This is a genomic window from Nocardioides sp. SRI_004 (genome assembly GCF_057586415.1).
In genome coordinates this window covers 39,986-52,643 of record NZ_JBYCZV010000016.1, presented here as the reverse complement: position 1 = coordinate 52,643, position 12,658 = coordinate 39,986, and the positions used below count along the sequence as shown (strand labels likewise).

Annotated in this window: 11 protein-coding genes; 7 read left to right on the top strand and 4 right to left on the bottom strand. The window is 71.8% G+C overall.

Translation table 11 applies throughout. From position 1 onward, the window contains the following. The first annotated feature begins 29 nt into the window (after window positions 1-29). Window positions 30-1,124 carry an ATP-grasp fold amidoligase family protein gene (locus AC2YHB_RS20075; protein WP_179647926.1) on the top strand — a complete coding sequence of 365 codons (1,095 nt, stop codon included), beginning with the start codon at window positions 30-32 and terminating at the stop codon, window positions 1,122-1,124. Here the strand turns inward: AC2YHB_RS20075 and AC2YHB_RS20070 are convergent. Both AC2YHB_RS20070 and AC2YHB_RS20065 read right to left on the bottom strand, forming a co-directional pair. Beyond that, the gene (locus tag AC2YHB_RS20070; protein WP_179647925.1) at window positions 1,078-2,277 is read right to left on the bottom strand and encodes an FAD-dependent oxidoreductase; all 1,200 of its coding nucleotides are present in this window, start codon (window positions 2,275-2,277) and stop codon (window positions 1,078-1,080) included. The two genes, AC2YHB_RS20075 and AC2YHB_RS20070, sit on opposite strands and share 47 nt — an antisense overlap. A 23-nt stretch (window positions 2,278-2,300) precedes the next feature. Next, entirely contained in the window at window positions 2,301-3,590 is a 1,290-nt protein-coding gene (locus AC2YHB_RS20065) for a citrate synthase (protein ID WP_036551227.1), read from the bottom strand. 285 nt (window positions 3,591-3,875) lie between these two features. On the opposite strand from AC2YHB_RS20065, the gene rplM reads away from it, so the two are divergent. The 6 genes from rplM to AC2YHB_RS20035 all read left to right on the top strand — a co-directional run bounded on the left by rplM (window position 3,876) and on the right by AC2YHB_RS20035 (window position 9,950). Continuing rightward, window positions 3,876-4,319: a 50S ribosomal protein L13 gene (gene rplM, locus AC2YHB_RS20060; protein WP_036551228.1), complete on the top strand. Its 444-nt coding sequence runs from the start codon at window positions 3,876-3,878 to the stop codon at window positions 4,317-4,319. 20 nt (window positions 4,320-4,339) lie between these two features. Next, window positions 4,340-4,840, top strand: coding sequence for a 30S ribosomal protein S9 (rpsI, locus tag AC2YHB_RS20055; protein ID WP_051933004.1), 501 nt, complete (start codon window positions 4,340-4,342; stop codon window positions 4,838-4,840). A gap of 107 nt (window positions 4,841-4,947) precedes the next feature. Beyond that, a complete protein-coding gene (glmM, locus tag AC2YHB_RS20050) occupies window positions 4,948-6,303 on the top strand; it encodes a phosphoglucosamine mutase (RefSeq protein ID WP_179647924.1) in 1,356 nt (451 codons plus the stop codon). Between the two features lie 67 nt (window positions 6,304-6,370). Beyond that, window positions 6,371-7,354: a hypothetical protein gene (locus AC2YHB_RS20045; protein WP_179647923.1), complete on the top strand. Its 984-nt coding sequence runs from the start codon at window positions 6,371-6,373 to the stop codon at window positions 7,352-7,354. Between the two features lie 248 nt (window positions 7,355-7,602). Next, window positions 7,603-9,282 carry a serine/threonine-protein kinase gene (locus tag AC2YHB_RS20040; protein WP_179647922.1) on the top strand — a complete coding sequence of 560 codons (1,680 nt, stop codon included), beginning with the start codon at window positions 7,603-7,605 and terminating at the stop codon, window positions 9,280-9,282. 47 nt (window positions 9,283-9,329) lie between these two features. Continuing rightward, entirely contained in the window at window positions 9,330-9,950 is a 621-nt protein-coding gene (locus tag AC2YHB_RS20035) for a hypothetical protein (protein WP_179647921.1), read from the top strand. A 19-nt stretch (window positions 9,951-9,969) separates the two neighbouring features. On the opposite strand, the gene AC2YHB_RS20030 is transcribed toward AC2YHB_RS20035, so the two are convergent. Next, entirely contained in the window at window positions 9,970-11,220 is a 1,251-nt protein-coding gene (locus tag AC2YHB_RS20030; RefSeq protein WP_487354523.1) for an HNH endonuclease signature motif containing protein, read from the bottom strand. A 449-nt stretch (window positions 11,221-11,669) separates the two neighbouring features. Then, window positions 11,670-12,656 (bottom strand): type I pantothenate kinase, encoded by a 987-nt coding sequence (gene coaA, locus AC2YHB_RS20025; protein WP_036551237.1) that lies wholly within the window; start codon window positions 12,654-12,656, stop codon window positions 11,670-11,672. Window positions 12,657-12,658 lie beyond the last annotated feature (2 nt).

The following is a 12,658-nucleotide window of genomic DNA, read 5'->3' as shown; positions in this document are numbered from 1 at the left end:
GCTCCCCCAGCACGTCCCGAGGTCTCCGCATGCCCAGCCCCCACCACGAGCTCGACCGCGCGCTCGACGCCCGCGGCGCCGCCTCCGCCGAGGTCCGCGCGCTGCTCGACCAGCTCGCCGAGGGCGACCCCGACGTCTACCTGAGCGCGCTGTCCGCCGCCGCCCCGGAGGACCTCACCCAGCCGGCGATGTCCCACCTGGCCCGGCGCGGCGAGCTCGTCCCGGCCGACTCGTTCTGGCGCAGCATCGTCTCGCGCCGCCGGAAGAAGCAGCTGGGCGTCCTGCCCGAGCAGTTCCTCGGCGTCGACAAGTCGTGGGACCGGGAGCTCGCCACCGCGGCGGGCGTGCCGGTGGCCGAGGTGCTCTTCGCGGGCGGCTTCACCCAGTCCCTGGCGCACCTGCGGCCCGGCACGGTGCTCAAGCCGCTGCGGGCGAACGAGTCCGCGGGCGTCTTCTTCGTGCTGGGCGACGGCGAGGTGGTCAGCGTCGCGACCACGGAGCGGCTCGGCTCGATCGCCGACATCAGGGCCGTCGCCGCGCGCCAGCTGGGCGGACCGCCCAAGGAGCACCGCTGGCGGGTTCAGGAGCTGGTCCTCGGCGCCGACGGCCTCCCGGCCCGCGACGTGAAGGCCTACTGCTTCTACGGCGACGTCGCGCTGCTCGTGGAGATCCGTCGCTTCCCGAGGGTCGAGTACGCCTACTTCACCGCCGACCTCCAGCCGGTGGTGCCCGGGCACAAGCCGCTGCCCGCCTTCGCCGACCCGGCGGACACCACACTCGACCGTGGCGGCCTGTGCCCGGCCAAGCTGGCCCAGGCGCGGGCGCTCAGCCTCGAGCTCCCGGTGCCGTTCATGCGGATCGACTTCCACAACGCGCCCGACGAGCTGGTCTTCTGCGAGTTCAGCTCGGTGCCCAGCCGTTCCGACCTCTGGAAGCCGGAGTACGACGCCCTGCTCGGCCGGCTCTACCACGAGGCCGAGGTGCGGCTCACCGCCGACCTGCTGGCCGGTCGGCGCTTCGAGCACTGGGCGCGCTTCCAGGAGGAGCGGCTGCGGTGGCGGGCACGGAAGCGGGGCGCTACGGCAGGTCCCACGTCCGGAGGAGCGAGCGCCGGTCGCCGGTGAGCGTGCCCACCAGCAGGCGCGGCATCCCCGGCGTGCGGGCCACCACCGGCGCGAGCAGGTCGCGGGGGAGCGCCAGTGCGGTCAGGTCGCCCTGGAACGCCGGGGTCATCGCGCGGGTCCACCAGCGGTACCACCGCACGTGGGCGCGGCGCTGGTCGTCGTACCACTGCAGCGCGGTGGTGAGGTCGTCGTGCCGCTCGACGGCCCTCGCGAGCGTCCAGGCGTCCGCCAGCGCCAGGGAGGTGCCGGCGCCGAGCTGGGGGCTCATCGCGTGCGCGGCGTCGCCGACCAGGACGCCGGCGCTGCGGCCCCCGCCCACGACCCGGTACGACGACCGCACGGCCACCGTGCGGTAGGACGCCGGCAGCAGCTCGGTCACCTCGTCCACCAGCGGCGCGTAGGGGCCTGCCAGCGGGCGCGCCTCCGAGCGCCAGCCGTCGAGTCCGCCGGCGACCACGGCGGCGGCGTCGGCGGTGCGCACCGACCAGAACAACGACGCTCGGTCGGTCCCCGTCGGCAGCACCCCGAGATAGCGCCGGGTGCCGTCCATCCGCTGGAAGAGGGTGTCGCCGGTCAGCCCGTGCCGGTCGGGCACGATCGCCCACAGCGCGCCGTAGCGGTACTCCCGGTCGCGGGTGGCCAGCCCCAGCGCGGCCCGGACCCGTGAGCGGCTGCCGTCGGCGCCGATGACGAGGTCGAAGCGGCCGAGGTCGCGGGCGTCCGGCCCGCCGGGGTCGTCGACGGTGAGCGCGATCCCGCCGGTGCGCGGCTCGACGGCGCTGACCCGCGCCCCGAGCTCGAGGCGGATGCCGCGCTCGCGGACCGCGCCGAACAGCAGGCCGAACAGGTCGCCGCGGTGGACCCCCAGCGCCGGCGACGAGGCCGGCCGGGCGTCGTACCCGATGTCGACGAGGCGGCGCCCGCCGCGGCCCTCCATCCGGACCCGCCGGACCACCCGGGAGGCCTCGCGCATCGGGCCGAGCAGGTCGAGCCGGTCCAGCACCTGCTGGCCCAGGCCCTGGAGCCAGATGCCCGCGCCGACCGGCCGCGGGTCGTCGGCCTGCTCGACGACGGTGACGTCATGACCCTGGTCGAAAAGCAGACAGGCCGTGGTGGCCCCGGCAGTACCGAGGCCGACCACGGCCACGCGCATGCTGCGCGCTCAGCCCGTCGCGACTACGCCCAGCGCTCCTCGGCGGGGACGAAGTCGAGGGTCCGCGGGCCGGTGTAGATCTGCTTCGGCCGCGCGATCTTCTGCTCCTTGTCCTGGACGAGCTCCAGCCACTGCGCGAGCCAGCCGGGGGCCCGGCCGATCGCGAAGAGGACGGTGAACATCTCCGGCGGGAACTCCAGCGCCTCGTAGATGAGGCCCGAGTAGAAGTCCACGTTGGGGTAGAGCTTGCGCTTGATGAAGTACTCGTCCTCGAGCGCGATCTTCTCCAGCTCCTTGGCGACGGCGAGGAGCGGGTTGACCCCGGTGACCTCGAAGACGTCGTCGCAGGCCTTCTTGATGATCTTGGCGCGCGGGTCGAAGTTCTTGTACACGCGGTGGCCGAAGCCCATCAGCCGCTCGTTGCCGGCCTTGACGCCCTCGATGAAGGCGGGGATGTTCTCGACGGTGCCGATCCGGCGCAGCATCTTGAGCACGGCCTCGTTGGCGCCGCCGTGCAGCGGGCCGAAGAGGGCGCCGATGCCGGCCGCGACGGCCGAGTACGGGTCGACCTGCGAGGAGCCCACCGAGCGGACCGCGTTGGTCGAGCAGTTCTGCTCGTGGTCGGCGTGCAGGATGAAGAGGGTGTCGAGCGCCTTGACGATGCGCGGGTCGCCGGCGTACTTCGTCTCGCTCATCTTGAAGAGCATCGAGAGGAAGTTCTCGGCGTAGGAGAGCTCGTTGTCCGGGTAGACGTACGGCTTGCCCTGCGCGTGGCGGAAGGCCCAGGCGCCGAGGGTCGGCATCTTCGCGATCATCCGGACGATCTGGATGTGGCGGTTGTCCGGGTCGGCGATCTTGCTGGACTCGGGATAGAACGTCGACAGGGCCCCCACCGACGCCATCAGCATCCCCATGGGGTGCGCGTCGTAGCGGAAGCCCTGCATGAAGCCCTTGACGTTCTCGTGCACGAACGTGTGGAACGTGATCTCGTGCACCCAGGAGTCGTACTGCTCCTTGGAGGGCAGCTCACCGTGGATGAGCAGGTAGGCCACCTCGAGGAAGTTCGACTTCTCCGCGAGCTGCTCGATCGGGTAGCCGCGGTACTCGAGGATGCCCTTGTCACCGTCGATGTAGGTGATGGAGCTTCGACACGAGGCGGTGTTGACGAATCCGGGGTCGTAGGTCGCGAGGCCGGGCTCGTCGTCGTTGAGCTTGATCTGCCCGAGATCGGCGGCCTTGATGGTGCCGTCGACGATCGGGATCTCGTACTCCGCGCCGGTGCGGTTGTCGCGAACGGTGAGAGAGTCAGTCACCCTTGCAACCTAGCCCGCCGGTCATGGAGGCCGGAACCCGGTGTCCCGAACCGTGGCGTCGGCACGAGCCGCGAGGTTTTCCTGCTCCACGGAGCTACCGGGCAGTAGCTTGGCGGCCGGTCCTGATTTGGACCGGGGGTCCGGGCCGCCGTACCCTTCTCGATGCGTCTCCTGCCGCTCTCCTCGCGAGGGCAGTCGCCCACCAGAAGGTGGGTGCAGTGTTCGTCAGAAGATGCCACGTCCGGAGCCTTCGGACGTGTCCGACACGAACGAATGGAATCCTCCATGCGTACCTATGCTCCGAAGCCCGGTGACGTCGAGCGCGCCTGGCTCGTGATCGACGCGACCGACGTCGTCCTCGGCCGGCTCGCGGTCACCGCCGCCAACCTGCTGCGCGGCAAGCACAAGCCGATCTTCGCGCCGAACGCCGACACCGGTGACTACGTCATCGTCGTCAACGCCGACAAGGTCGCCCTGTCCGGCAACAAGCGCAACGCCAAGATGGTCTACCGCCACTCCGGCTTCCCGGGTGGTCTGACCGCGACCCCGATCGGCGAGGTCATCGACAAGGACGCCCGCAAGGCCGTCGAGAAGGCCGTGTGGGGCATGCTGCCGAAGAACCGCCTCGGCCGGCAGATGATCAAGAAGCTGAAGGTCTACAACGGCCCGGCTCACCCGCACGAGGCCCAGAAGGCCGTTCCCTTCGAGATCACCCAGATCTCCCAGTAATCGACTTCGAGGATCCAGAGATGACTGAGAACACCACCGAGGTCGAGGAGACCTTCGAGACCGACGAGCAGGGTGTCGCCTACACCAGCGAGACCTCCCCGTCCGCCGCGATCGACGCCCGCCCGGCGACCATCGCCCCCGGCGCGGCCACCGGCCGTCGCAAGGAGGCCGTCGCCCGCGTCCGCCTGGTGCCCGGCACCGGCACCTGGACCATCAACGGCCGCACGATCGAGGACTACTTCCCGAACAAGCTGCACCAGCAGGTCGTCAACGAGCCCTTCGCGGCTCTCGGCCTCGAGGGCCGCTTCGACGTGATCGCCCGCATCCACGGCGGCGGCATCACCGGCCAGGCCGGCGCGCTGCGCCTGGGCGTTGCCCGCTCGCTCAACGGCATCGACGTCGAGGCCAACCGCCCGACCCTGAAGAAGGCCGGTCTGCTGACCCGCGACGCCCGTGCGACCGAGCGCAAGAAGGCCGGTCTCAAGAAGGCCCGCAAGGCGCCGCAGTACTCGAAGCGCTGATCTGCCGCGAGGCGATCACCACGACGGGGCCACGCACCGCTGCTGCGGTCCGTGGCCCCGTCGCCCGTTTTGCACCGCAGCACCTGCACGACACGAGGGAGTACGACGTGACCCGCATCTTCGGGACCGACGGGGTCCGCGGCCTGGCCAACGACAAGCTCACCGCCGAGCTGGCGCTCGGCCTCGGCGTCGCCGCGGCCCGCGTGCTCGTCGAGCACGGTGACTTCGACCGGCCGCGCCCGCTGGCCGTCGTCGGCCGCGACACCCGGATCTCCGGACAGTTCCTGGAGCACGCGGTCGTCGCCGGCCTCGCTTCCGCCGGCGTCGACGTGCTCCGCCTGCGGGTCCTGCCGACCCCCGGCGTCGCCTACTTCACCGACGCGCTCAACGCCGACGTCGGTGTCGTCATCAGCGCCTCGCACAACGCCATGCCCGACAACGGCATCAAGTTCCTCGCCCGCGGTGGCGTGAAGCTCGACGACGCCCTGGAGCGGGAGATCGAGGAGCACCTCGGCCAGGACTGGGATCGCCCCACCGGCGGTGCCGTCGGCCGGGTCACCCCCTACGGCCCCACTGTCGAGGAGTACGCCGCCCACCTCGTCGGCACCCTCGACGCACCCGACGCCCGCCCCCTGGCCGGGCTGACCGTCGTACTCGACTGCGCGCACGGCGCGGCCAGCGAGGTCGGCCCGCACGCGCTGCGCCTCGCCGGCGCCACGGTGATCACCATCGGCGCGGAGCCCGACGGCCTCAACATCAACGACGGCTGCGGCTCCACCCACCTCGACCCGCTGCGCAAGGCGGTCCTCGAGCACGGCGCCGACGCGGGCTTCGCGGTCGACGGCGACGCCGACCGCTGCCTGGCCGTCGACCACACCGGCGAGGTCGTCGACGGCGACCAGATCATGGGCATCCTCGCGCTGGCGCTGAAGGCCGCCGGCCGGCTCGTCGACGACACCCTCGTCGCGACCGTGATGAGCAACCTCGGCCTGGTGCAGGCGATGACCGCCGCCGGCGTCACCGTCCGGCAGACCGCCGTCGGCGACCGCTACGTGCTGGAAGACATGCGCGCCGGCGGCTACTCGCTCGGCGGCGAGCAGTCCGGCCACGTCATCCTGCGCGACCACGCCACCACCGGCGACGGCCTGCTGACCGCCCTGCACGTGCTTCAGCGCATGGTCGCCACCGGCTCGTCCCTGCAGGACCTCGCGGGCGTGATGACCCGCCTCCCGCAGGTCCTGGTCAACGTCGGCGGCGTCGACCGCACCCGCACCGACGACGTCGCGCTCGTCGCCGCGGTCCAGGAGGCCGAGGCCGAGCTGGGCTCGTCCGGACGGGTGCTGCTCCGGCCCTCGGGGACCGAGCCGCTCGTGCGCGTCATGGTCGAGGCGCCGACCGCCGAGCAGGCGGAGTCGGTCGCGAACCAGCTCGCTGACGTCGTACGGGAGCGGCTGGCGCTGTAGCCGACTGCCGGGGGAGATCTCCGGGTTCCCGGGACGGCGGCAGGGGCGGTCGCGGAGGATTCGCTCCATGTCGTCGATGTCGTCGATGTCGTCGAGGTCGCTGAGGCCCTGGGCCGTCGTGGCCGGCGTGGTGGGTGTCGTCGCGGTCGCGGTCGCCGCACCGGTGGTGCTGGCGGGCGACGACGAGCACCGCCGGGGTGGTCCTGCCGCCGACGGTGCGCTGACGCTGGGTGACCTGCCGGTGGGCGAGGGGCCGGCGCAGGGCTACCTCGCCGGCGCGGAGCTCCGGCGGGGAGCCGAACGGCTGACCCTCGCGGTCGACTCCGGTGTCGAGGTCGCCGAATTCGTCGCCCTCGACGACGGCTTCCTGGTGGGCACGACTCCCGACGACATGGGGCAGGGTCGGGTCTTCGCCCTGGACGCCGACGGCTCCCGCGTTGCGGAGTGGGTCACCGAGCTGGACGCCGTGGAAGGGGGTGTGGTCGCCTCGACCGACGGCCGGCTCGGCGCCTTCATCGCCGGCGGGAAGGCGGTGGTCGTGCAGGACGGAGGTCGTGTGGCCACCGAGCTCGCCATCCCCGCGACCGACCTCGGCCTGCCGATGACCGTGGTGACCGTGACCGGCACCGACTGCACGGGCGCCGACGCGGATTGCGTCGTCCTGCTGAAGCGCTGGGAGGCCATCGGCGACGGAGGTCCGTCGGGGAGCGCGTGGATCCTGCGTCCCGGCCGCCGACCCGTCGCGACCGACCGCGGGATCCCCGACGTGGAGGCCGTCGCTGCGAACGGGCTCACTGCCGGCACCACCGAGATCATCGAGGACGGCGACGGGTCGTGCGCGGGGGTGGCCGACCCGAAGGGCTCCGTCCTCTGGACGACCTGCGAGGACCGTCTCGTCTCGTTCTCCCCGGACTCCTCCCGGGTGATGGCCGGCACATCGACGTACGGAGGCTCCGGCGACCACGAGCTCACGGTGCTCGACGCCCGCACGGGCACGGAGCGGCTGCGGCTGAGGACGGCGGAGCAGGTCGGCATCTTCGAGGTGGTCTAGGAGGACGACGCGCACCTGCTCGCCGTCGTCAGCGACTGGGCGGAGGACGGCGACGGAGACCACGTCGACCAGCGCTGGGCCGTCGTCCGGATCGGCCTCGACGGCTCGCGTGAGTACGCCGTCGAGCCGGTGCCCGGCGAGGTCGAGGACTACGACGGCCCGCTGGACCTGCCGCAGGTGTGAGCGGCCGGCGGGGAGTAGCGCCGAACCACGCCCGGTCCACCGCGCATCGCCCTAGAGTTCCAGCCATGGGCGCGTTGCCGGAACCGGGTGAGGTCTTCGGGCGCTACCGCGTCGTCGACCGGCTGGGCCACGGCGGGATGGGCGTCGTGCTCACCGCCGTCCACGAGGACTTGGGGCGCCGCGTCGCGCTGAAGCTGCTCGCGCCGCAGCTCGTCGGCTCGCCCGACATGGTCGCGCGCTTCCGGCGGGAGGCGCAGGCCCTGGCCCGTCTGGACTCGCCGCACGTCGTCCAGGTCTACGACACGGGAGAGCACGACGGCTGGCTCTACATCTCCACGCAGCTCATCCCCGACGGCGACCTGACGGCTCTCGTCGAGGCGCGGGGCCCGTTGCCGCCCGCCGAGGCACTCGGGCTCGTCGACCAGGTGCTCGACGGCCTCGCCGACGCCCACGCCGTCGGCCTGGTGCACCGCGACGTGAAGCCGAGCAACGTGCTGCTGCGCCGCGAGGCGAGCGGCGTCCGGGCGTTCCTCTGCGACTTCGGCATCGCCCAGGCGGCCGATGTGGTCAACACCGAGCAGACGCAGGGCGTGATCGGCACCTGGGCCTATCTCGCGCCGGAGCGCTTCGACGGGCACCCGGCGACCGAGCGCACCGACCTCTACGCCGTGGGCTGCCTGCTGTGGTTCCTCGTGACCGGCAGGCTGCCGTACGAGGGCACCATGGTCCAGCTGGCCGTGGCCCACCAGTCGGCGCCCGTCCCGCAGCTGCCCGGCGACGACCCGTGGAGCCACGCCGTCAACCAGCTCGTCCGCCGCTCGATGGCCAAGGATCCGGCCGACCGGTTCGCCAGTGCCCCCGAGATGCAGTCCTTCCTGCGCTCGGTGCGGACGGTGGCGGAGGCCGGCCCCGCAGCGCCCACGATGACCTCGCCCAGCGTGCCGGTCGGTCCCGGGCGCACCCGCGAGTCCACCCGTGACCGGGACGCACCCCCGCCCCGGCCACCCGTCGGGCCGCCCGCACCCCCGGCGCCTCGGGCGCCGTCGGGTCCGGATCGGGGCCGGCGGTCGCGGGGCAGGCTCGTCGGCATCGTCCTCGCGGTGCTGGTGGTGGTCGCCGGCACGGCTGGCGCGCTCGCGGCGGCCGGGGTCTTCTCGGGTGACGACGGGGACGGCGGAGGAGCAGCCGGTACGACGACGTCCGGCATGACCGTGGGGACCTCTCCGGCCACGTCGCCCGCCACCTCCCCGGTCGCCGAGCCGGGACCGCGCTGCTGGAACGAGCCCGACCGGGTGGTCGCCTCGCTCGACACCTGCACCGAGCCGTTCGGCCTGCCCGGCCTGTTCTGGGCGTACCCGGAGCTGACCCGCTCGGGTCCCTGTTACGACGCCGGTGGGGCGGTGAAGCGCCCGGCACTGTGGAAGTGCAATGTCAACCTGTCGGACGGAACCCCGGTCGAGGTCAACTACTCGTTGTGGAGCCAGGACGCCGGCGGCCTGCCGCACTATCGCGAGGAGTCCGGCGACGAGCCCGAGACCGTCGAGGTGGACGGCCGCCCGGCGTACTACCGGTGGAGCTACTACGACGCCTCGAAGGAGCTGGAGAAGCTGGCCGTCCTGTACATCGACTACCGCTTCGGCTTCACGGTGTACGTCCGGAAGGGCTCCGACCCGCAGCAGGCGATCGACGAGGGCAAGGTCCGGTTCCGGCCGCCGTCGGAGATGCGCGGCGTGGTGGTCGAGTGAACGAGCTGACCATCCGGATCGACTCCCGCGTCCCCAACTACCCGAGCGTGCGGCTGCTCGTCGACGGTGAGGACCTCCTCGCCTCGTCCGGCGCGGACGAGGGCAACGACCCGGCCGACATCCTGGACAGCGGCGCGCTGCTTCCCCAGGATCCGCCGCGCCGGATCGCCTTCTACGGCTGCGCCTGCGGCGAGTTCGGCTGCGCGAATGTCGCCGGACTGGTCATCGGACGAGGCGAGCAGGTCGAGTGGACCGACTTCCGAACGTTGACGGGGGTCTATGACGCGGCCCTCCCCGAATCCGGCAGCGGACCCGATCCTGCTACGGGATTGGAGCCGGAATGGCGGCAACCTCTCGACCTGCCCACCCTGAGCTTCGAGCGCGACCGCTATGTGGCCGTGGTCCGCGACGCCATGGCGGACCGGAGCTGGGAGACACGGCCGCGGGCGGTGATCCGGCACATGAAGGAGCTCAGGCCCGCGACGACCCACTGGGCCGCACGGGAGGGCGATCGCATCACCATCCACCACCGCGACGACCGGATGGTGTGGTCGACCCACCTGCTGGTCCCACCCGGGGCACCGGACATCCTGGCGGCACGGCTGGTCGCCTTGCTCGACGACGGCGTCGACCCGCGCCGGATCGCGGCTGAGGGCCTCTGGGCCTGAGGGGCGAGGCAGCCAACGGTCAGGCGGCGTGGTTGCCGTCGACTCGTCGTGTTCCGGTCTGGTCGACCAGGTAGTGGGCCCCGTGTGGGTCTCGCCAGATGACGATCCCGGGGAAGGGTTGTCGTACTTGCCAGCCGGTGTGGGTCTTGATGCGGTGGTGGGTGCGGGTGAGGGGGCCGAGGTTGTCGGTGGAGGTGGGTCCGCTCTCGGCGTAGGGGATCTGGTGGTCGAGGTCGACGTTCTTCGTCGTGTTGGCGGCGAAGGGGAAGGTGTCGCCGGGGTGGATCAGGTGCACCGCTTCGCGGAGCCGGTGCGGGATCTCGTAGGCGTCGACGGCGGCGCCCTGGTTGAGATTGATGACCGGCTGGACCTTGACCTGGCTAGCGAAGTGGGCGACCAGGTGGCGGACGTACTCGATCGTCAGGGGGCCGTGGCCCTCCATCCGGGCGATGGCGGAGTCGGGGGTGCAGTGCAGCCGGATGAGGACCTTCGGCTTCACCGGCCCGACCGAGAGATCGACGTGGGCCTCAGGGTTGGTGAGCAGCGCGAACGCCGCCAGGCGCCGTTCGGTCTTGGTGGCGTCGGGCATCTGGTCCTTCAGCCCGTCGGCGGTGGCGTCGAGGCCGGCCTCGGAGCCGAGGATCACGGCGGCGTGGTTGCGGATGGTCATCGTCATGATGCCGTGCTTGTCGACGCGGGAGCGGCGGATGAAGGTGTCCTTCGCCGCGGCCTCCTCCTTGGCCCTCGCGAGCTCGGGGCAGGCGGCGGCGACCTTGCCCTCGACGATGGCTTCGAACCGGGTCCAGGCCAACCGGCCGTCAGCGATCTCCACGACCTCGGCGTCGACCCAGGCGGCCTCGTCCGCAGTCAGTTCGCGGGTGGCGTCGGCGACGTGCCGGGCGTGGGTGGAGCGGACGGTCCCGGCTTTCACGCCTGCCCAGAGGTTGGGGAGGCGGTGGTGGAGGTCGGCGGCGTCGGCGATCAGCCTCTTCGCGCCGTACGGCGAGGTCTGGATGCGGGCGCCGAAGGTCGCGGCGGCGTGTTCGGTGATCCGCGGCGTACCGGCCGCACCCGCGGGCTTCGCGCGCTCGCGACCGCGCTTGTCGCCGGGCGGCAGTGCGTCGGGTGAGTGGAGGACGGCCCACTGGTAGGCGGCTTCGAGGATGTCGCGCTCGGCATCGAGTCGGGCCGCGTGGCGCTGCTCGGCGAAGGACAGCACGGCGTCGGCGGACATGTCCGCGAGCTGGTGGTGTCTGTCCTGCGTGGCCATACGTGTATTGGATCACGGAGGACCGACACAACCGGTTGGCGCGGGACTTGCCTGTGCACAACGGCGCGCCCGCCGGGCCTTGTGGACGACAGGCGGCGCAAGAAGTGACGGCGGAGCTGCCGGACCGCATCCGACAACCGAACCCAGCCCCGCGCCCACCGTCCTCGTCGCTGCCGCTTGAGAACCCGACCGTGGACAAACCGCAGGGCACAGCGGGTGCACCGGAGCCAGAGGTCTCGTGACGGTCGCTGCGCGACCTCCTCGACCACCGGGCGGACGGCACCCGACAGCCGGAACCCAGCCCCGCGCCCACTGTCCTCGTCGCTGCGCTTGAAGACCCGACCACGGACAAACCGCAGGGCACAGCAGGTGCACCGGAGCAAGAGGTCTCGAGACGGTCGCTGCGCGACCTCCTCGACCACCCGCGACCTCCGCGACCACCGACGGCGTCAGATCTTGCGCAACCGCACCCAGTCCACCGAGTGGTCGGCGGACTTCCGCAGCACGAGCGTCGCCCGCGACCGGGTCGGCAGGACGTTCTGCGCCAGGTTGGGGCCGTTGATGGTGTCCCAGATCCGGCGGGCCTCGTCGACCGCCGAGTCGTGGCTCAGGGCGGCGTACTTGGCGAAGTAGGAGTCGGGGTCGCGGAAGGCGGTCTCGCGCAGGCGCAGGAAGCGGTCGACGTACCACTCCCGGATGTGGTTGGTGTTGGCGTCGACGTAGATGGAGAAGTCGAAGAAGTCCGACAGCCCGAGCCCGACCCGGCCGTCGCCCCGGACGCGGGCCGGCTGGAGGACGTTGAGGCCCTCGACGATGACGATGTCCGGCTTCTTCACGACGACCTTCTGGTCCTGGCGGACGTCGTAGACGAGGTGGGAGTAGACCGGCGCCTCGACCTCGTCCTTGCCGGACTTGATGTCGATCACGAAGCGCATGAGGGCCTTGCGGTCGTACGACTCGGGGAAGCCCTTGCGCTCGAGGAGGCCCCGCTTGACCAGTTCGGCGTTGGGGTAGAGGAAGCCGTCGGTGGTGACGAGGGCGACATTGGGGTGCTCGGGCCAGCGGGCGAGCATCTGCTGGAGAACGCGCGCGGCGGTCGACTTGCCGACGGCCACCGAGCCCGCGAGACCGATCACGAACGGGGTGCGCGGCGGGGTCAGGCCGTGGAGGAACTCCTGCTGGGCGTGGTGCAGCGCCGTGGCGGCGCGCACGCGGAGGCTGAGCAGGCGGGAGAGCGGCAGGTAGACGTCGCGGATCTCCGCGAGGTCCAGCTGGTCGCCGATGCCGCGCAGCCGCGCCACCTCGTCGCTCGTCAGCGGGCTCTCGGTCTCCGAGGCCAGCATCGCCCAGGTGGCACGGTCGAGCTCGACGTACGGCGAGGACTCCCGCGGCGAGTCCTCGCCGTGGGCCCCCGGCGTCTCGGTGGCCGTGACCATGT